20 protein-coding genes are annotated in these 19778 nt (G+C 70.5%); 8 read left to right on the top strand and 12 right to left on the bottom strand.

All coding sequences use genetic code 11. From position 1 onward, the window contains the following. Window positions 1–727: 727 nt before the first annotated feature. From ID574_RS37420 to ID574_RS37410, 4 genes are all read right to left on the bottom strand, one after another. Window positions 728–1546 (bottom strand): mechanosensitive ion channel family protein, encoded by an 819-nt coding sequence (locus ID574_RS37420; protein WP_442939366.1) that lies wholly within the window; start codon window positions 1544–1546, stop codon window positions 728–730. Between the two features lie 167 nt (window positions 1547–1713). Next, window positions 1714–1923 (bottom strand): YegP family protein, encoded by a 210-nt coding sequence (locus ID574_RS37415; RefSeq protein ID WP_188193732.1) that lies wholly within the window; start codon window positions 1921–1923, stop codon window positions 1714–1716. Between the two features lie 109 nt (window positions 1924–2032). Next, window positions 2033–2188 carry a YsnF/AvaK domain-containing protein gene (locus tag ID574_RS61940; RefSeq protein WP_262496098.1) on the bottom strand — a complete coding sequence of 52 codons (156 nt, stop codon included), beginning with the start codon at window positions 2186–2188 and terminating at the stop codon, window positions 2033–2035. 35 nt (window positions 2189–2223) lie between these two features. After that, window positions 2224–2856, bottom strand: coding sequence for a PRC and DUF2382 domain-containing protein (locus tag ID574_RS37410; RefSeq protein ID WP_262496097.1), 633 nt, complete (start codon window positions 2854–2856; stop codon window positions 2224–2226). Window positions 2857–3360: 504 nt separating this feature from the next. Between ID574_RS37410 and ID574_RS37405 the strand changes: the two genes are divergently transcribed. Both ID574_RS37405 and ID574_RS37400 read left to right on the top strand, forming a co-directional pair. Further along, window positions 3361–3849, top strand: a complete 489-nt coding sequence (locus ID574_RS37405) for an ATP-binding protein (RefSeq protein WP_188193731.1) — start codon at window positions 3361–3363, stop codon at window positions 3847–3849. Between the two features lie 137 nt (window positions 3850–3986). Continuing rightward, a complete protein-coding gene (locus ID574_RS37400; protein WP_188193730.1) occupies window positions 3987–4670 on the top strand; it encodes an NUDIX domain-containing protein in 684 nt (227 codons plus the stop codon). 480 nt (window positions 4671–5150) lie between these two features. Here ID574_RS37400 and ID574_RS37395 read toward each other — a convergent pair whose 3' ends face one another. Next, complete coding sequence (locus tag ID574_RS37395) at window positions 5151–6377, bottom strand: phytase (RefSeq protein WP_188193729.1); 1227 nt, start codon at window positions 6375–6377, stop codon at window positions 5151–5153. 265 nt (window positions 6378–6642) lie between these two features. Then, entirely contained in the window at window positions 6643–7869 is a 1227-nt protein-coding gene (locus ID574_RS37390; RefSeq protein WP_188193728.1) for a pectate lyase family protein, read from the bottom strand. Window positions 7870–8092: 223 nt separating this feature from the next. On the opposite strand from ID574_RS37390, the gene ID574_RS37385 reads away from it, so the two are divergent. Next, window positions 8093–8806 (top strand): HNH endonuclease family protein, encoded by a 714-nt coding sequence (locus ID574_RS37385; RefSeq protein ID WP_188193727.1) that lies wholly within the window; start codon window positions 8093–8095, stop codon window positions 8804–8806. Window positions 8807–8901: 95 nt separating this feature from the next. On the opposite strand, the gene ID574_RS37380 is transcribed toward ID574_RS37385, so the two are convergent. After that, entirely contained in the window at window positions 8902–9735 is an 834-nt protein-coding gene (locus ID574_RS37380; protein WP_188193726.1) for a GDSL-type esterase/lipase family protein, read from the bottom strand. A 218-nt stretch (window positions 9736–9953) separates the two neighbouring features. On the opposite strand from ID574_RS37380, the gene ID574_RS37375 reads away from it, so the two are divergent. Continuing rightward, the gene (locus ID574_RS37375; protein WP_188193725.1) at window positions 9954–11183 is read left to right on the top strand and encodes an isochorismate synthase; all 1230 of its coding nucleotides are present in this window, start codon (window positions 9954–9956) and stop codon (window positions 11181–11183) included. An 85-nt stretch (window positions 11184–11268) separates the two neighbouring features. Continuing rightward, complete coding sequence (locus tag ID574_RS37370; RefSeq protein WP_223167472.1) at window positions 11269–12438, top strand: serine hydrolase domain-containing protein; 1170 nt, start codon at window positions 11269–11271, stop codon at window positions 12436–12438. Window positions 12439–12494: 56 nt separating this feature from the next. Here ID574_RS37370 and ID574_RS62500 read toward each other — a convergent pair whose 3' ends face one another. Together ID574_RS62500 and ID574_RS62495 are read right to left on the bottom strand one after the other, a co-directional pair. Then, window positions 12495–12764, bottom strand: coding sequence for a DUF1949 domain-containing protein (locus tag ID574_RS62500; protein ID WP_336245591.1), 270 nt, complete (start codon window positions 12762–12764; stop codon window positions 12495–12497). Beyond that, on the bottom strand, window positions 12761–13114 hold the full coding sequence (locus ID574_RS62495) for an IMPACT family protein (RefSeq protein WP_336245590.1): 354 nt from the start codon (window positions 13112–13114) through the stop codon (window positions 12761–12763). Before ID574_RS62495 ends, ID574_RS62500 begins: the two co-directional genes overlap by 4 nt. 80 nt (window positions 13115–13194) lie before the next feature. Between ID574_RS62495 and ID574_RS37360 the strand changes: the two genes are divergently transcribed. The 3 genes from ID574_RS37360 (at window position 13195) to ID574_RS37350 (ending at window position 14822) form a co-directional block, all read left to right on the top strand. Further along, entirely contained in the window at window positions 13195–13563 is a 369-nt protein-coding gene (locus ID574_RS37360; protein ID WP_188193724.1) for a hypothetical protein, read from the top strand. Window positions 13564–13688: 125 nt separating this feature from the next. Continuing rightward, window positions 13689–13811: a VOC family protein gene (locus ID574_RS61935; RefSeq protein WP_262496096.1), complete on the top strand. Its 123-nt coding sequence runs from the start codon at window positions 13689–13691 to the stop codon at window positions 13809–13811. 90 nt (window positions 13812–13901) lie between these two features. Further along, entirely contained in the window at window positions 13902–14822 is a 921-nt protein-coding gene (locus tag ID574_RS37350; RefSeq protein WP_188193723.1) for a S1C family serine protease, read from the top strand. A gap of 75 nt (window positions 14823–14897) precedes the next feature. On the opposite strand, the gene ID574_RS37345 is transcribed toward ID574_RS37350, so the two are convergent. The 3 genes from ID574_RS37345 to ID574_RS61930 form a co-directional block, all read right to left on the bottom strand. Beyond that, the gene (locus ID574_RS37345) at window positions 14898–16256 is read right to left on the bottom strand and encodes a glycosyltransferase family 4 protein (RefSeq protein ID WP_188193722.1); all 1359 of its coding nucleotides are present in this window, start codon (window positions 16254–16256) and stop codon (window positions 14898–14900) included. 159 nt (window positions 16257–16415) lie between these two features. Further along, entirely contained in the window at window positions 16416–19538 is a 3123-nt protein-coding gene (locus tag ID574_RS37340; RefSeq protein ID WP_188193721.1) for a S41 family peptidase, read from the bottom strand. Between the two features lie 115 nt (window positions 19539–19653). After that, window positions 19654–19776 carry a hypothetical protein gene (locus ID574_RS61930; RefSeq protein WP_262496095.1) on the bottom strand — a complete coding sequence of 41 codons (123 nt, stop codon included), beginning with the start codon at window positions 19774–19776 and terminating at the stop codon, window positions 19654–19656. Window positions 19777–19778 lie beyond the last annotated feature (2 nt).

The raw sequence follows: 19778 nt of genomic DNA, 5'->3' as shown, positions 1-19778 counted from the left end.
CGGTGTGGGTTTCCCATCCACCCGGCGATGCAGCCCACGCGATGAGTCCCGGCCGCGGCCAGGGGGCGCCGGCCAATTCCTCGAAAAACGCCATCGTCCTGGCCGCCGTCCTTGCCGGAGCCGGAGCCGCGACGGATGGGTTCCACGTGGCTGTGGCAGCGCTCAGGTGACGCTGGAGCTCGGCTCGGTCCAGCGCGGGCGAGATGATCTCATCAGGCAAGTAAGGCACGGTCAGGCAAGTAAGGCACGGTCAGGCAAGTAAGGCACGTTCGCTGGTGCTGGTCCTTGCCCCGTACGCGGCCAGGAGTTCGCGGTGTGCCATGGAACGCCAACAGATTCCGCTGCTCGTCCACGCGCCGGAACGGGGGCTCCTCAAGCGCGGCGAACCGTGAGTTATCCCGGCCCCTCAGCGCCGTTTTCTCGTGCAGCGGGGGTTGAGGAACGTCTCTGCGAGACCGTCCGTCGAGCAGCTTGCGGCCTTCCTCCATGTGCCTGGTGACGTCGGCGGCCGCGGCGCGGTCGGCCGTCAGCCGCGGCCTGGCGGACGTCGAACTCCTCCAGTGCCTCCCGGGCCGCCGCTCGGGTCGCCTCGTCGGCCAGCAGAGCGGTCTTGACCGCCTTGGGGTGGCCGATGACGTAGGCGATGGCCGCGGGGCGGGTCCCGGACGTGGCCGCCTCCCGCTCGATCGCCTCACGCCGCTCGGGCGAGATGGGCCTGGCATCAAAGTCAGCTGCGGCGGTGCACCTCGCTGGCGGTCGAGCCGCTGGCTGTCCGGGGGACGTTGCCGACGCTGGAGGCATGGAGGGGGCCGCTCGGATCGGCCGTCTCGGCCAGTTGCCGGGCGGCGTCGGCGCGGCCGCGCTGGTATGCCGCCGCCTGGGCACGGGCCTGCGGCGCCTCCTGCTCGATGCGACCCAGCCAGCGCTGCCAGCGCTGTTGCATGGGCTGGATCAGGCCGCCGCCGATGCCGATGGCTGCGATCGCGCCCGCAGTGGCCAGCACGGTGATCAGCACCGGTGTGGTGACGGTGGTGGCCACGCCGATCTGGTTGAGCGCGGCGATGATGCCCAGCGCCCAGATGAACACCGCGGCCCCAGTGGCCAGCCACCGGCCGTAGGACAGGCCGGCCAGCGCGCTGCCGACGATGTCCTTGACCGCGGTGGCGATGGCACCGGCGACCACCACGATGACGATGGCCACGGCGGCCTGAGGCAGCCAGGCCACCACGCCGTTCAGCAGCGCGGAGACCGGGTTGGGCCCGAACACGCTGAAGGCGATCTGCAACGTGATGAGGACGATGGCGTAAAACAGGAGTTTGGCGATGAGGCTGCTGGCGTCGTAGCGGCTGCGCTGGAGCATGCGGCCCACACCGCTGCGTTCCACGACCCGGTCGAAGCCGACCCGTTCCAGGATCTTGTCGGTGGCCTTGGCGATCAGCCTTGCGACGAGCCAGCCAATGAGCAGGATGGCCAGGAAGGCGATCAGCCGCGGCACGAATGTGGCGATCTGCCGCCACACGTCGGTGAGTCCTTGACTGATGTTGATCTCCATGCGTTCTCCTCGACCGGATGGACAACACAGCGCCCGGCCCTCACCTCACCGTCACCCGCATGCCTGTGGCACGGGGCCTGCCGATCAGGGCGTGTGTCCATCGCGTTGGGGAATGTGCCCGCGCCGGACTCCGTGCTGGATTCCGTCACGGGAGGGTGATGTCACCGCTGCGAAGCAGCCTGGGCGTGCTGCTGTTCGCCGGTCTGGTCATCGACGCGGGCGTCGGCGTTGCGCCGTACCGCATCGATGCCGTTGAGGGCGCTCGCTTTGGTCGTGTAGCTCTCGCTGGTGGCGATGATCTCGCCGTTGGCGGCCACCAGATTGAACCGGTAGCCCGACGAGGTCTTCTTGAGAACGTAGCGGCCTGCCATGCGTTTACTCCTTGTCTGAAGACCATGGGAACCAGATGGGGGGATGGAACAGGTGCGGCTCCGCTGCACGGAGGCGGCGGGGCCGCATCGGGCTCGTGATGCCGCCGGGCTAGCGCCGGCCGGAGTCGTCGCCCTCGACGTCGATGCGCTCCTTGCGTACCTGCTCGGAAACGGTCTCCTCGTCGGTGACCTGGTCCTTGGCCATGCGGACCCGCTCCACCGGGACGGTGTCCTTGGCCACCGTCGGACGCTCCTCGCGCAGCACGACCTCGAGCTCGGACTCGGTGATGTCCGGTCCGCTCAGCGCCGCCTCGGGTTGGCGTCGGTGATGGGTTGGCGCTCCACCCGCACCTCTTCACGGGTGACCGGGACGTTGACCTGCTGTTGCTCGGTGACCACGTACTTGCGCAGCCGAGCCCGGCCCCGCTCGTGACTCTCGGTGCCCACATCCAGTCGCTCCTCCGACCGGGTCGTGGCATCATCGCGACCGCCCGTGTCGGTGTGGCCGGTGCCGGTGTCGGCCCGGGCGTGGCCGAGGCGTTCCTGCTCGCGCAGGCCGCCCTCGTGGGCCCAGCCGCCTTCGCCGGGCTGGTTGGCCTGCTGCCAGGACGATTCCCAGTCCATCCCGTAGTAGCGATACAGTTCGCGTTCCTCCTCGGCCGACAGGTGCCCGCCGGCGTCGACGTCCACGTTGGGGGCGTCCTTGACGCGGTCCTTGTCGTAGGGCACCTCGACGTGGTCGGATACGAACTCGGCGTCCCGGATCGGGACGAAGGTCTCCCTCATACCGAACAGGCCGGTCTTGATACACAGCCACTCGGGCCGACTGGTGGCGTCGTCGAGGAAGACGTGCTTCACCTCGCCGATCTTGTTCCCGTTGGTGTCGTAGACGTCGTGGTTCAGGACTGCGGGAATCTGCTCGTGGGTGATCACTTGCTTCCTCCCTTCGGTCGCTTGTCGGTCCAGCTCCGGCTACCCGAATAACATGACTGAAACATTCCACACCGTTTACTCACCGTGGAACATTCGATCGGGTTGGACGCGGTTGGGTCACGTCGGCCGGACAGCCCCAAAGGCGTCTCATCTAACCCGTGCGGTTCACTGGAAGCTGCGCCTGGAGTTACAGACAGCTGACCTTTAGAGGTCGAGGTTGGCTGCATGGCCGCGTTGTGTTGGCTGCACGACCCCCGCTCAGGCCGGCGAGGCCGAGAGGGTATGCATGACGCCAGTGACGCCCGTTCCCCAGCTCAAGCACCCAATTCAGGGCTGTCATCTGCCCACCAACTGCGAAACTCGGGTCTCGGTTGGACCGGACCCGCCAGCGCGCGGGGCGTGCGCGTCTGGAACCGTCCGAGGTGCCTCGTTTGGCGATCGGCCCACGGGAAGGGGGTTTGAAGCCGTCTATCCGTTCCTGCCCCCCGCAGAGGAGAGACGATCATGAGTGTGGCGTACGAGCTGCATTGCCCCATCCGCGCCAACCTTGACTTCATCCGGGACCTGATACGCGTATGCGGCCGCTACGGCGGGCTGACCGGCCAGCGGCTGGAGGACCTGGTGCTGGCGGTCAACGAGGCGGTCGCCAACGTATTGGTCCACGGCGGCAAGGCCGGCCTGGTCACCGCGCGCAGCACCCCCGACGAGCTGGCGGTCGAAGTGCTCGACAGCGGAGGCCGGCTCAGACACCATCACCTGGCCGCCGCCGAGCTCGACCCGGAACGCCCGCACGGGTTCGGCCTGTGGTTGATCCAGCACCTGTGCGACCACGTCGCACTCCAACAGACCGGTCTCGGTTCCCTGCTCAGCCTGCACATGCGGCTGCACCCTGCCGACGCTGCCAATGCGGTGCGGGCGCACGATCACACAGCAGTCATCCCTCGGCCCCGGCACGGCGGCCAGCTGCGAAACCGGCAGCTACCGGCCAAGTAACTATCACAGCTCGCGGCTCACCGTTGCTTCGGCCTCGGCCACGCTGAGGTACGGCTCCATGATGGTGTTGAAACAGCCGCGCGACGGCTCCGCCGACGCTGTCGGTAGGCCTTGATCAGCGCGGCGAGCCCGTAGGAGTGGCAGAAACGCAGCCGCGAGACGTCCACGATGCATCGCCTCGGGCACAACCAATAGGGGATCCAGTAGCCGGTTCGGCAACGCCGTGGTGCTGCTGTCCAGCTCTCCGGATAAGGCCACGATCAGCCCCTGCCTCGCGCTCTGCGTGCATCCGTCTCGGCGGGTTCCTCCCGGCGGGTGGGCACTGGGAGGACGGGGAAACGCTGGCTGAGACGGCGCTGCGGGAAACCGTGGAAGAACTCGGCTGCCGCACGTTGATCATCCCTGGGCTGTCGTCGATGCCCGCCCCGGCCGGCTACCCGCACGCCGTCTGCCCTGCCCCCTGGTGGATCATCGACTGCAGGGCCTCCGCCGACGGCCACACTCCCGGGCCCCACCGGCACCTGGACCACACCTTCGTTTCGATCTTCGAACGGGAGGTTCAGGCTCCGGAGACGGCAGTGGACTGGTTGACCAGGCAGCAGGTCAAGGACCGGACCGACCTATCCCATGACAGCCGCCTCCAGCTACTCACTGTCTTCCCGCTCCTCGACGACCTGACCCGTGACCTGCACGTCAGCACCGGGTGGCCAGGCGTCCGGCATCTCGTTGGCCAAGCCGACATCAACGCCAACCGGCGGCAGCAGTACTTCAGCCTCGATGGCTGGAGCGACGCCGTCTCCCGCCCCGGCAAAGGCCACTAACCGTCACCACCATGAGGCACGGGCCCGGCGTCCTCCGAACGACCCGAATAGCCGCAACATGTCAACGTTCCGGGGAATGAAGCGAAATCCCGGCCCCGAGACAGCAGGTGCACCCGATGCGGCGCGGGCGGCAGCGGAAGCAAGCGCTGCTTTGGTGCTCCGGACGGTCACGGCGGGGAGTCATTCGGCGCAGACGGTCTGCGTGGCTCAGACTTCGGCCGTCAATAAGGATGATCAATGAAAGTGCGATGCTCCCGGCCGGGCATATCGGTTGGAGGACTGTCCGGAACTCGCGGTCTCCAACCCGGTCCGCGGATTACCACCAGCACCAGGCAGCAGCTCAAGGGAGGTGGGGCGAGGCAGAACGGCTTTCGCTGTTGACGGGCGCGAAAGCCGGTGCTCAGCCCCGCCCGAGCCTCCAGATTGGTGAAGAACCTGCAGCTCAACGCTGCAATGCTGCGAGCCTCAGGGGCTGTTCTGCTACTCGAGTGCGTCGGCGACCTTCCGCCAGTCCACGAGCTTGAAGTTGGTGACCTCCCGTTCTCCGTCTCCCGGGCTGTCCGCGCCGTCGTGGACGACGAGCAGGCCCTTCGGGAAGGCGCCGCTGAGCGGGACGCTGACGACCATCGCGCCGTCGCTCGCCTCGGCGCCGTCGGCGCGCCTGCCCGGGCCGACCCGGAATTGCCCGACGTGGTCGTTGTCCCCGTCGCGCTCGTAGACGGCGAACGTGTCGTCGCCCTGGCTGGAGGCCAGCAGGTAGCCCTCCCCGCCGCCGGCGTCGTAGATCGTCAGGCCCTCGGCGTCGGCCGCCAGGTGCTCGCCGCCGAAGCCCCGGTCCCGGCCGGGCAGGCATTCCTCGGTGGCTGGGTCGTAGGTGTCCTGGCGGCCGTACTCCCTGACCTTGTCCATGAGGACGGGCCGGCCGGTCAGGTCGGCCCGCAGGCGCCAGACGCCCACGTCCTCCTGCGCGGCGTAGAGCGTGCCGCGGTCCACGACCATGCCCTCGATCTGCGGCAGCTCGCCCGGTTCCAGGCACGGCGTCCAGCTCGTGCCGTCGGGGAGCGCGAAGCTCGACGGCAGGTCGAGGGTGCGGACGTGCCGGTAGGTGACCTTGCCGCCGGGGGCGGCGACCAGCTCGAGGAGGCCCAGCGTGGTCGTGTGGCGGCGGCTGACGAGGATGCGCGTGCCGTCCACGGCCAGCCCGTAGGCGGTCCTGGCCTCGTCCACCTCCTCCTGGGTGCTGTTGAAGACGAACGGGGCCGCCGGGTCCGTGACGTCGGTCAGTCGTCCGGTGGCCGGGTCGACGGCGTACACGCGGAGTTGGTCGCGGCCCCGGTCCGAGGCCACGGCGAGGTCCGCCTTCGCGCCCGTGGACAGGCGGAAGCCGCGCACGAGGTCGACGTTGTTCAGCCGGCCGGGCTCGTGGTCCGGGCCAGGCGGCGGCTGCGCGGGCACGTGCTGGAGCTGGGCCCCCGACAAGGAGTAGGCGTACAGTCCGCCCTCCTTGGCGGTGGTGATCACGACGCTCTTGCCGGGGCGCGTGGGATGCACCCAGATGGCCGGGTCGTCGCCATTGGCGTGGCCGCCCGCCGCGTCGTCGTACAGGGGTGGGGTCTCGGCGGCGGCCGAGACGGTCTCGACGTCCGGCGCGGGAGCGAGAGGGGTGAGAAGCAGCAGGGCGGTGGTCAAGAGAGGGCGCACGAGCATCTCCGTACGGTGGCCGTCCGGCGTGAACGAGCGGTGTCGGCACTCCTTCTGGGACGTGGACTCCCCGGCCAACTTGGGGGGAATTTGACGGTTTCGGGCGGTCCGCTGGAGGTGTGAGCAGGCAGAAAGGATATGTACGGAGGATCACTATGATCTACAAAGTAAAGGCGTCCGGTTGTGACGTCCTGCTCCGCGGGCCGTTATTACCCGGCGCCGACTCGGAAGGCCCGGAGGACCATGTCGTCCGGGCCTTCGCGCGGGTCAGTCAGTAACCCCTGGTGACCCGTACGCCGGGCCCGATCTTGCGGGGCACTCCGATGTTGTCGATGAGGTTGCCGGTGGAGGCCACCGACATCGACTCGCCCTCGCCGTCGCCCCTGGTCAGCAGCATCCCGGTCTCACGCTTGGTGCCGTGGCCGAGGATGGTGTTGCCGCTGATCGCCGCGTGTCCCTTGCCGTAGTTGACCGCGTCCAGTGCCAGGTAGACGAAGTTGACGCCCGGCGGGAGCGGCCCGGTCGTGGTCATCTTGCGCTCGGGCGGCGCCGAGCCCTGCCGGCGGGCCTCGCGCAGCTCGGCGAGGGCGTTCGGCGGGGGCAGGAACTTGTGGATCCGGTTGGCGGTGATCGTGGTGTTGGCCTCGCCCTGCAGGTCGCAGCGGATGCCGTAGTAGGTCTGGTCCTTGGTGCTCTCGGCGCCGAAGTCCTCGATGTAGTTGTTGTGGATCGAGGTGCCGTAGCAGCGGTGGGCGTCGATGGCGTTCTTCGGCGTGCCGTACAGGTGCAGGTCGCTGAACGTCCAGCCGGCCGCGTTGTCGCTCTGGATGGCATGTGTGCCGCTGAAGCCGATCCAGGAGCGCTGGAAGGTCCAGTCGGTGACGGAGTTGCCCGGGTCGACGATCCGGAGTCCGGCTTCGGCGGCGCCCTCGATGTAGACGTCGCTGATGATGCTGTTGACCATCGTGTTCTTGAGCAGCGTGCCGTTCTGGGACGGGTTGCTGATGCGGATGCCGTCGGACGGCGTGCCGAAGATGTCGACGTCGTACACGCGGGTGTTCCACGAGCGCAGCATCAGGCCGACGGTGCCGGTGTTGTTGTCCCGGTTGCCGTCGATGGTGAGCCTCTCGACGCGGATGGTCTCGCCGCTGAACTCGGTGTTCTTCAGCCAGCCCTCCGAGGCGAGCACGGCCGGCAGGTTCGCGCCGTCGGCCTGCTTGAGCACTGTGCCGCCCTTGGCGTCGCCCCGGTACGTGCGGTGGTCGAGCAGGCTGATCGTGGCGTTGATGAGGCACGGCCCCTTGATGACGATCTCGTCGCCGTCCTTGGAGGAGTCGATCGCGGCCTGCAGCGTGGCCGCGTCACCGGTGGTGTTGGCGCAGGTCGCCTCCACCCGGGCGGCGTCGGCCGGCTTCACCGGCATGAGCACGGCCGCCCCCGTGACGGCCGCGGCGAGCGCTGCGCCTCCCGCGAGCAGGCGAGTCGGTAATTTACGCATTGTCGGCCCCCTTGTCAGAATGATCGTCACGGGGGCATGGAGATCCCGTGTCGCCCCCGTGGCGATCATTCTGGCCCACAGGCCGTTGGCGTGCGATCGTTTCGCCGCGTATGCCGGGAAGGTCGGGCAGCCGCCGAGGGCGATCAGTCACACAACCCTCTCCGTGTCAAAACATGCGAAGCCGGGAATTTCTCTAGACAACTGGGAGCGCACGGAGGACCGGTTGAGCACGAAGGACGCCGTCGCCCTTCTCGCGGGCGCCATCATCGTCGTTTCCTTCGTCGGCACCGCCAAGACCCCGCCCGCCACCGCGGCCAGCCCGCTGGGCAATGTCAGCGGCACGCTGCCCGGCCTGGCGCCCATCGTCTCCGACACCGACAAGGCCGAGGCCCGCGATCTCATCAACAAGCTGCGGGTCAAGGGCTTCGGTCCCAACACCGGCTACGAGCGCACGCGGTACGGGGAGAACTGGGCCGACACGGCGATCGGGGTGCCGTTCGCGCGCAACGGCTGCCGCACCCGCGACGACCTGTTAGCCCGCGACGGCCGCGACGTGAAATACCGCGCGGGGTCGGACTGCGAGGTCGTGTCGATGACGCTGGACGACCCCTACACCGGCCGGACCATCTACTGGCACAAGGACAACGCCGACGCTGTGCAGGTCGACCACGTGGTGCCGCTGAACTACGGCTGGCGCATGGGCGCGCCGCGCTGGCCGATGTCCAAGCGGACCGACTTCGCCCAGGACCCGCTCAACCTGCTGCCGGTGGACGGCGACGCCAACGAGCAGAAGGGCGCCTCCGGGCCGGCGAGCTGGCTGCCGCCGCAGCGGCGCATCCGCTGCGCGTACGTCACCCGCTTCGCGCAGGTCGCGTTCAAGTACAACATGCCGGTCACCGCGGCCGACAAGAAGGTCATGCTGGCCCAGTGCCGGTGATCCGCGGCTCGGTCTTCCGCGCGTGCCGTTTCGCCAAGCTTCCCCTCCAAGGGGCCTCGGAGGCGGTCAGGTGCGGCGACGTGCGGGAACGGGGGCTAGCGGGGGTCGATCCAGTCGAAGCCGTTCTTGAACGTCTGCTCGGCCAGCACGCGCTGCCCGGCCACGCTGGGGTGGAAGTAGTCCCACTTGCTGATGTGGTCGAGGGTGAAGTCGTAGGAGAACACCGCGCCGCCGTCGGTGCGGCAGCCGGAGCCGTAGGCGGCGCACGCCTGCGCGGCGGCCCGGTTGTAGGCGATCACCCGCTCTCTCACCCGGTTGCGGCGCTCGGTGTCGGCCCGCCGGGTGGAGACGGGGTTGGCCAGCATCGCCGGGCAGATGCGGCCCAGCGTCCAGAACGTCCTGGCCAGGGGGTTGCCCCTGCCGACCTGCCACAGCCGCCGCAGGTCGGGGATGCTGGCGATGAGCACCCTGGCTCCGGGCATGCCGGCGCGCAGCTCGGTCAGCGCCGTCTCCAGCCGCCGCCGGTAGGTCTGCACCGGCGTCATCGCCTGCTCGTTGCCCGCGCAGGCGTCGTTGGCGCCGATGAGGATCGTCACGTAGTCGGCCTTGGCCGCGACCGCCTTGCGTACCTGGCCGAGCAGGTCGGCGCTGGTGGAGCCGGGGGCGGCGAAGTTGAGGTTGTGTTTTTGGAGCGTTCCAGACATTCGTGACAGGCGCAGGTAGTGGCTGGCGACCTCGCGGTGGTCGCCCGCCGACCATGAGCGGGAGGTGCAGGAGACGTACCAGCCGCAGGCGTTGAATCCGGTGGAGATGGAGTCGCCGAGCGCGGCCATGATCTCGGGCACGGGCTGGGCGGTGGCGGCCTGCGCCGTGCCCGAACCGGAGAGGACGATGACTGCGGCGAAGAGGGGGCCCAGGCGACCGATCATGGGCCTCAAGGTAGAGAACCGATCATGGCGACACTATGGCGTTGAGGGAAGGTCTGTCATTTCAGGACCGACTCCATATGGGCGCTTGACAGGCCGAAGCTGATCAGGTTGGCGGGTAATTCCCCTGACGTTCCGTTTTTTCCTGGTTCGATGGCCGTAACGCGGCATTCATGGGGGTCAGAGTCGAACATGTTCAGTTCCCGCATAGCATGTCTTGAGTGAGTGTCGCGCTCGGAACCACCCGCCCGCTGCCGGTTCGCACCACTCCTGTCGGCGACCCCGGCGACCTGCTGGCCTCCCTGCCCAGGTCGGCGCCCTACGCCTGGATCAGGAACGGCGAGGGGCTCGTCGGCTGGGGTGAGGCCGCCAGAGTGGCCGTGCCCCCGGGCCCGGGCAGGTTCGCCTGGGCCCGCCGATGGCTGGCCGGTGTGTTCGGCGACGCGCACGTCGGCAACGGTGCCCGTACCCCCGGTCTCGGCCCGGTCGCCTTCGGCAGCTTCACCTTCGACGAGGACGTCCACGGCTCGGTCCTCGTCGTGCCGCAGGCCGTGCTGGCCCGCCGCGGCGGCCAGGCCTGGCTCACCACGGTCGGCGACGTGCCGCTGGAGAGGTTCACGCCCGTCCGCGACCCGGGCCGCGTCAGCTACGGCGACGGCAGCCTCACCGCGCCCGAGTGGCAGCACGTCGTGGCCCGCGCCGCCCGCCGCATCCGCGACGGCGAGCTGGAGAAGGTCGTGCTCGCCCGCGACCTGGTGGCCACCGCCGAGCGGCCCATCGACGTGCGGCTGCTGCTGGCCCGGCTGGCCCGGCGCTACCCCGAGTGTTATACGTTCTCGGTCGCGGGGCTGGTCGGCGCGACGCCCGAGCTGCTGATCCGGCGCACCGGCCAGGAGATCGAGTCGCTCGTGCTGGCCGGCACGACCTCGCGCGGCACCGGCCCGGCCGACGACCTGGCCCGCGGGGCCGCGTTGTTCGCCTCGGCGAAGGACCGCCACGAGCACGAGTGCGCGATCGCCTCGGTCCGACAGGCCCTCGCCCCGCTGTGCTCGTCGCTGGAGACCCCCGACGAGCCCGAGCTGCTGGTGCTGCCCAACGTCCAGCACCTGGCCAGCCACGTGAGCGGCCGGCTGGCCGACGGGGCGTCGGTGCTCGACGTGGTCGCCGCCATGCACCCGACCGCCGCCGTCGGCGGCACCCCGACCGACATCGCGATCAAGGTCATCCGCGAGCTGGAGGGCATGGACCGGGCCGGATACGCCGGCCCCGTCGGCTGGATCGACGCCCACGGCGACGGCGAGTGGGGCATCGCGCTGCGCTCGGGCCTGATCGAGGGCCGCCGCGCCCGCCTGTTCGCCGGCGGCGGCATCATGGGCGACTCCGACCCGGCCGCCGAGCTGGCCGAGGCGCAGGCCAAGTTCCGCGTCATGCAGTACGCCCTGGAGGGCTGACCCCCACGACCACGACCTCGTGAACCCCTCTTGCCTCGATACCCCCGGTGGGTATATTGGAAAGGGTCCTGACTCCATGCGAGGAATGCGAGGCCGCGATGACGACGACGATCGCCCGGCTCACGACGGACCAGGCCGCGACGGCGAGGGGGCGGACGCGATGAAGGTCGAGGGGTTCGCCGCGGACGGGTACGAGGCGGTGCGCGAGGTCTTCCAGCGGCTGGTCGACGACGGCCTGGAGACCGGCGCGGGCGTGTCGGTGTGGCGGGACGGCCGCGAGGTCGTCAGCCTCACCGGCGGGTGGACCGACGCCGGGCGCACCCGCCCCTGGCGGGCCGACACCCTGGTGCAGCCCTACTCGCTGTCGAAGGCGTTCGTGACGCTCACCGCCCTGGTGGCGGTGCGCGACGGCGCGCTGACCCTGGACGAGCCGATCGCGGCGCACTGGCCCGAGTACGGCGCGCGGGGCAAGGAGTCGACCACGTTACGCCAGGTGCTCACCCACCGCGCGGGACAGCCCCGCTTCCCGGCCGAGGCCGCGGATCTCGACCTGCTGGACGACGCCGCGCTCCGCGACAGCCTGGCACGGGCGGCGCCCGAGTACGTTCCGGGGACGAGGCTAGGGGAGCACGCGCTGACCTACGGCCACCTGGTCGACGGCATCCTGCGCGCCGCGGCCGGCACGACGCTGGGGGAGACGTTCAACGACGTCGTACGCCCCGCGCTGGGTCTGGACGCCTGGTTCGGCGTCCCGGACGAGGCGCTGGAACGCGTCGCCGACCTCGAGTACGCCGACCCCGACTGGCCGCGCAGGCTGCACGCGGCCCCGTGGCTCCAGATCCCCGAGGGCGCCCGGGACACCGGGCGGACCAACTCCAGGGCCTGGCGGCAGGCCGTCTTCGGCGCGGTCAACCTGCACACGAGCGCCACCGCGATGGCGGAGTTCTTCTCCCGCCTCACCGCGGAGGACGGCCCGGTGCGGGCGCTGCTGGGGCCCCACCTGCACGCCGAGCTGCTCGCCTCGCAGGTCACGGACTTCGACGAGGTCTTCGGCACGAGGATCACCTGGACGCTGGGGTTCGTCCGCGACCGCGGCAAGATCGCCAAGGGCGGGATCGGCGGCTCGGCCGCCTGGTGGTCGCTCAAGCACCACCACGCCTGCGCCTACCTGACGCGCCGCCTGGACGACCACTCCCGCGCGGCCCAGATCGCCGCCGCGCTCGGCGACGACCTGACCGTGGTGGGTGAGGACTGAGCCGCCCCTCGGCCGGAGTCCCGATGCCGCGCTGACGGCCCGGCGGGCCGCTGACCTCAGCCGGGGACGTGGACGTCCTCGCCCACGGCCACGCGGGCGCGCCCGGCCGTCAGCGTGGCCACCCAGTCGGCGAACCTCTCCACCTCGTCCTCGCCCACCGCGACGGCGAAGGTCACGTCCCTCGCGTACGTCACGTCCTCGACCGCGTACCGCGAGGCCCGCAGGTCGTTCTCCACCCGCCCGGCCTGGTCGTGCGCCACCGCCACGCGCACCCGTCTGGCCGGCACCATCCGCACCGGGTCGGCCCGGTCGAGGGTCTCGGTCACCGCCGACCCGTAGCCCGCACCAGCCCGCCCGCCCCCAGCAGCACCCCGCCGAAATAGCGGGTCACCACCGCCACCACGTCGCTGTATCCCCGCCCCACCAGGGCCTGCACCATCGGCGTGCCCGCGGTGCCGCCCGGCTCGCCGTCGTCGTCGCCCTTCTGCACCCGCTGCCCGATGACGTAGGCGGTGCAGTTGTGGGTGGCGTCGGCGTGCTCGCGGCGCCGCCCCGCGATGAACGCCGCCGCCTCCTCCACGCTGCGCGCGGGCGCCACGGCGCAGACGAAGCGCGATCTCCGCACCTCGGTCTCGTGCTCGACGACGGTCTTGAGTGTGAGGTACGGAGCAGGCACATTCGACAGGGTATGCCCTCGCCGTCGGAACCATCCGGGCTACCATCACGTTCATCCATCAAGACCTCGGGGAGGGTCTCATGGACACTGCCGACGACGTCATGCCCTTTGTCACCTCGGCGATCGGCGCCTACGGCGTGAGCGTGCTGGCCAAGACCAGCGAGGTGGCCGCCGACACCCCGGTGGCCCGCGGCACCCGCATCCTGCAGCGCGTGTTCGGCCGGGGTGACGCCCGCTCCAGGCAGGTGATCGCGCGGGTGGCCGAGGCCAAGCCGGACGACGAGCCGAGTCACGCGGCGTTGAGGGCGGCGATCGTGGAGGCGTTCGGCGCCGATCCCCACCTGTCGCGTGAGGTCGCCGCGATGTTGCCCCCGGACCCGGTGAGCGCGTCCGGGGAGGGGCCGATGGCGGTGGGCGGTGGCACCGGCGGCGTGAACGCGCCCCGCTGAGGCGGGGTGCCTGTTTGCTTCGCGGCCGTGCGAGGGGGCGTGACCGCGCCCCGGTCCGCGAACTCCGCGCCGGTGAGCCGGGTGATCTGGTGGGCCGACCGCCGCCACTTTAGTACGCCGAGCTGGTGGAGGCCGGGTACCGCGGCGTCAAGGAGCCCTTCGACGCGTTCTGGGGCATGCGGTACGCGACCGTGGCCGATCCCGACGGCAACGGCGTCGACCTGTACGCCGCGCTTCCGGCCACCTGAGCCGGGTGAGCCGTCCGCCATCGGCTCATCGCTCACATCAGCGAAGCGGAGTTACCGTGTAATCCTGTAAGCATCTAAGGAGTGCACGTGATGGCGGATCCACTCGACGCCTACTCGCGCGTCGTCTCTTCCGTGGCGGCCGAGTTGCTGCCGAAGGTGGCCAGCGTGCGGGCCGGCCGGGGCAGCGGGTCCGCGGTGGTGTTCACCGCTGACGGGTTCCTGCTGACCAACGCGCACGTGGTCGGTTCGTCCCGGGCCGGCACGGTCGCGTTCGGCGACGGCACCTCGGGCGACTTCGTCGTGGTCGGCCGCGACCCCCTGTCGGACCTGGCGGTGATCAGGGCGCAGACCCCCACGCCCGAGCCCGCCGTGCTCGGCGACAGCGACGAGCTCGTCGTCGGGCAGCTCGTGGTGGCCGTGGGCACGCCGCTCGGCCTGGCCGGGTCCGTGACGGCCGGGGTGGTGTCGGGGCTCGGCCGGTCGTTGCCCGCGCGCAGCGGCTCCAACGTACGGCTGATCGAGGACGTCATCCAGACCGACGCGGCGCTCAACCCGGGCAACTCCGGCGGGGCGTTAGCCGACTCCCGGGCGCGGGTGGTCGGCATCAACACGGCGGTGGCGGGGGTCGGCGTGGGGCTGGCCGTGCCGATGAACGCCACGACCCGCTCCATCATCGCCGCGCTGATCAGGGACGGCCGGGTCAGGCGGGCCTTCCTGGGGCTGGTCACCTCGCCGGCGCCGCTGCCCGAGCAGCTGCGGCGGCGCACCGGGCAGGACGGGGCGCTGCGCGTGGTCGAGGTCGTGCCGGGCTCGCCCGCGCACCGGGCCGGCCTGCGCGCGGGCGACCTGGTGCTGAGCGCGGGGCGCACCCCGGTGGGGGACGCGCAGAGCCTGCAGCGGCTGATGTTCGCGGAGGCGATCGGGCGGCCGCTGCCGATCACCGTCTACCGCAACGGGGCGTTGGTGGACGTCATCGCCGAGCCGGTGGAGCTGACGGGCTCCGGGGTGTGACACGACCGGCTGGGCGCGGCACGCGATGGCATCTCAGCCGGCCCATGAGGGCTCGGCGTGGCACCCGATGGCGCGTCAGCCGCCAGCCGGCGGCTCGCTCGGCGACGGCCCGCCTGATGGTGCCGGCGCGGCCGACGGTGTCCCGGCCGGGGACGGGGGCTCGGCCGGAGGCTCGGGGCGGACGTAGGTTCCGTTGCGGCGGGCCAGGAGTTCGGCCAGCAGCGCGTCCCACTTCTCCCCGATCGCGTCCACGTCGTACGTCCGCGCCGTCTCCAGCGCCCCGGCGGCCAGCTCCCTGCGCAGTTGCTCGTCCTCGATGACCCGGATGATCCCGGCCGCCAGGTTGGCGTTGGTGCGCGGCTTGACCAGCAGCCCGTCCACCTCGTGCGTGATCATCTCCTTGGGGCCGTGCGGGCTGTTGAAGCTGACGATCGCCAGCCCCTTGGCCATGGCCTCCAGGATCGTCATCGGGAAGCCCTCGTGCCGCGAGCTCATCACGTAGATGGACGCCTTCTCCAGTTCGGCGCCCACGTCCGTGGTCGGCCCGGGCAGCTCGACCTTGCCCTCGAGCCCGGCCTCGGCGATCTGCTGACGCAGGTTGCCCTCCTGCGGGCCCGCGCCGAAGATGCGCAGCGTCCAGTCGGGGTGGGCGGCGGCCACGGTCTCCCAGGCGGTGATGAGCCGGTGGAAGCCCTTGATGCGGGTCATCCGGCCGACCGCGATGGCGACCTTGGCGTCGAGCTTGGACACGTCGCCCGTCATCGGCGGCACCGCGTTCGGGATGCGGGCCAGCTTCTTCGGCTTCTTCGGCAGCGTCTCACGGTAGTCGCGCAGGTCGGCCTTGGTGAGCGTGACGAGGGCGTCGAGGCGGCGGTAGCGCCACTTGATCAGCTCCTGCATCGGCTCGGCCTGGGTGCGCAGCGCCACGTGCTCCTGCCCGATCGTGATGACGCTGGGCAGCGCTAACTGGGCCATCGCCAGGTTGAGCCCCGGCCGGGTGGCCATGAGCACGCCGGTGTCGAGCGAGCGGATGTAGCGGGCCAGCTTGAGGTCGGTCCACAGGTTGAAACGGTGGTAGGCCGTCTCCTCCTTGGGGATCAGCTTGCTGGGCATCTTCGACAGCATCGCGCGCAGCGGGTCGGGGCTGGGGTCGATCCGGTCGTCGAGGAAGCGGAACTTGACGCGCGGGTCGACGGGGAAGAACGGCTCCTCGGCCTCCTTCAGGATGCTGACGATCTCGACGTCGTGCTCCTTGGCCAGGTAGCTCGCCAGGTTGAACACCGTCCTGATGGTGCCGCCCATCCCGTAGGCGTGCAGCAGCAGGATGCGGACCTGCTTGGTCGACGGCGGCGGCGCCTTGCGCACTTTGCGCCGGTTGTATCCCCGATAGAGCCGGACCACGGCCGACTTGCCCTTGCGTGCCAGTGCGCGCACCTGACAGGTCCCCCTTAGAAATGGACAACGTCACAACACACGTGGCCGGTGACAAAGCGGACCCCTTTGCCACCGGCCAATTGTCTCGCGTTGGCGGAGTGCACCGTTCATCCCCTGTGCGCTATCCCCACCTATGATCTTTAGACGCCCGAAACCTGACTAAGGTTGCATACGCGGCCGATGTCGCGGATCGGGCGTGTGCGGGGGTCGCTCGGCCAGCAGGTCGAGCGCGACGTCGATGGCCCGCTCCAGCTGCGTGTCGACGCCCCTGGCGTAGTCCTGCGGGGTGATGTCCACCTCGATGTCGGGATCGGTGCCGTAGTTCTCCACCTGCCAGCCGACGTCGTCGAAGGCGAAGGAGAACTCCGGCTGCGTCGTCACCGTGCCGTCCGCCAGCTGGTGCCGCGGCCAGATCCCGATGACCCCGCCCCACGTGCGCTTGCCGACCAGCGGTCCCAGCTTCAGCACTTTGAACGTGTGGCTGAAGATGTCGCCGTCGGAGCCCGCCCACTCGTTGGTGATCGCCACCAGCGGGCCGCGCGGCGACTCCGGCGGGTACGGCTCCGGCGCGCCCCACCTCGGGTAGTCGTAGCCGAGCCGGCGCCTGGCCAGCTTCTCCAGCAGCAGCGCCGACACGTGCCCGCCGCCGTTGAAACGCACGTCCACGATGAGCGCCTGCCGGTCGTACTCGGCCAGGAACCCCCGGTGGAACTCGCCGAATCCCTCCGACCCCATGTCCGGGACGTGCAGGTAGCCGACCCGGCCGCCGGAGCGCTGGTGGCACCGCGCGCGGTTGAGGTTCACCCAGTCGCGGTAGCGGGCGGGTTGCTCGTCGGCGACGGCCCGCACGGTCACCGTGAAGACCCGCTCGTCGCGCCGCAGGGTCAGCTCGACCTCCTCGCCGGCCTGGTTCACCAGGCGCTCGTTCGGGGTGGCCGCCGTGCCGATGGGCGCGCCGTTGATGGCCAGGACCGCGTCGCCGGGACGTACGTCGAGACCGAGCCTGTTCAGCGGCGAGGTGGCCGCCGGGTCCCACGGGTCGCCCGTCACGATCGAGCGGATGCGGTAGACGCCGTCGCGGTAGTCCCAGTCCACGCCGAGCTTTCCCTGGGTGTAGTCGGGGCCGGGGCGGTACTCCCCGCCGCTCTCGAAGGCGTGGCTGGTGGCCAGCTCGCCGTGCAGCTCCCACAGCAGGTCGGAGAACTCGCCCCGGGTCGTCACCCGGTCCACCAGCGGCAGGTAGCGGTCGTACACGGCCGGCCAGTCCACGCCCGCCATGTCCTCGGTCCAGAAGTTCTCCAGCTGCAGCCGCCACGCCTCCCGGAACATCTGCCGCCACTCCGCCTCGGGGATCACCGACACCTTGATGCGCGACAGGTCGATCCAGCCGCTCTCGCGCCCGGGGTGCTCGTCGTCGTTGTCCGGCGCCTCGGTGGCCTTGACCACGCGCAGCCGGGAGCCGGCCCGATACAGCAGCGTCTTGTGGTCGCGGCCGAGCTCGAAGTCGGTGACGCCGTCGGCGAACGTCTCCTTCTCGTCCTTGGCGAAGTCGTACAGATGGAGGGTGTTCTCGCCCTCCGTGTGGCTGGCCAGGATCAGCGCCTTGCCCTTCAGCCCGGCCAGCCGCTCGTAGCGGCCCTCGGGCAGCGGGAAGGCGGTGACGCGGCGGGCCAGCCCGTCCACGTCGACGCGCAGCGGCCCGGGTTCCGCCTCGTCGTCGTCCTCGTCGTCCTCCTTCTGCTCCAGCGGGCGCCGCGCGGGCACGAACGGGTCCGGCACGTCCGCGCGCAGGGCCACCGCGTACGGGCGGGTGCCCAGCGGGAAGCCCAGGTCGAACTGGAGCTGGTCGTAGACGGGGGAGAACGTGCGCTGGCCGATGAAGTACAGGTAGCGGCCCTGCGGGTCGAACGCCGGCCGCGCGTCCTTCAGCACCGGCTCGGTGGCCGGCACGGTCAGCCCGGTCTCCGGGCGGTGCAGCTTGATCGCGCTGGTCTGGGCGTTGAGCGGGGAGGCGTAGGCCAGCCAGTGGCCGTCGTGCGACCAGGCGGGATCCTCCGGAGGGCCGTGCGGGTTGGCCTCGACCAGGTCGGCGCGTCCCGTGACGAGGTCGAGCAGGTGCAGCTCGTGGCGGTGGTTGACGACGGCCACCCGGTCGTGCGCGGGGTCGGGGACGAGCTCGTTGATCCGGCCCAGCCTGGCGACCTCCCTGCCGGGGCCGCCCTCGGGGCTCTCGAGGATCACCAGCCGCTCCTCGTCGCCGTCGTCGCTGGCCGCCGCGATCAGCCGTACGCCGTCGTTGAGCCAGGTCAGGAAGCGGTAGCGGACGCCGTCCGGGGCGCCGTGCTGGTGCACCGCGCCCTCCCAGCCGGCCATCGCGTACGCCTTGCCGCGCGCCGTGATCGCCAGCGCGCTGCCGTCGGGGCTCAGCGTGGCGGCGTCGAGGTAGTCGGCCGCCTCGACGAACCTGCGGTTGCGCTGCGTGCGCGAGCTGGCCAGCCGCACCTCCAGCTTGCGCGGCCGCTCGCCGGGGTCGTCCAGCAGGTACAGGTCCGCGCCCGCGTGGTAGACCAGCCGGTGGCCGTCGCCGGACAGGTTGCGCGCGTAGTAGTCCTCGTGGTGGGTGTGCTTGCGCAGGTCGTGGCCGTCGGGCAGGCACGAGTAGACGTTGCCGACGCCCTCGTGGTCGGAGATGAAGCACACGCGCTCGCCGCTCCAGCAGGGCGAGGCCAGGTTGCCGGGCAGCCTGATCAGCCGCCGGAACTCCCCGTCCCCCGTCGGGTCGATCCACAGGTCGCCGACCGTGCCGCCGCGGTAGCGCTTCCAGCGCGCCGGGTCGGCGGTGTTGCGGCCGAGCACGATCATGCCGCCGGGGCCGTACGCGATCGAGTTCGCCGGGCCGTACGGCAGCCGCTCCGGCACCCCGCCGGGCGCCACCCGGTGCAGCCACTTGCGGCCGTCGAACGGCTGGGCGGCGTCGCTGGCGTACAGGATGCGGCCCTCGGGATCCCACCCGGTCACCGTGCAGCGGGCGCCGTGGAAGGTCACCCGGCGGGCCGCGCCGCCGTCGGCCGGCATGACGTACACCTCTTCCGGGCCCTCCTCGCGGCCGACGAACGCCAGCTGGTCGCCGCGTGGCGAGATGCGCGGATAGCCGGCCTCGGCGAGCCCGGCGGTCAGGCGGAAGGCGCGCCCGCCCTGGGCGGAGACCATCCACAGGTCGTCCTCGGCGGCGAAGACGACGACGTCCTGGAAGACGGCGGGGAAACGCAGGTAGGCCGACATGGCGTACCTCCACGATCGATCGGACAGCCAGGACGGCGTCACACATGTCCGGCTATCCGATCATTTCACCCGGCGGGGCGGACGGTTCTCGCCGCCCGCCCCGCCGCCTCCAGGGTCAACCCTCGTCAGCGGGCTTCCTGGTGTCTCTCTTCGTCTCCTTGGCCTGCCTGCTGGTCTTGATGGCCTGCTTCTTCGACTTGCCCGACTTGGTGGCGGGTTTCTTCTTCGTGTCTGCCATGG

Origin of the sequence: Nonomuraea sp. SYSU D8015 (assembly GCF_008065375.1) — a bacterium.
Classification (GTDB): Bacteria; Actinomycetota; Actinomycetes; order Streptosporangiales; family Streptosporangiaceae; genus Nonomuraea.
This window is presented reverse-complemented; position numbering and strand designations above follow the sequence as displayed.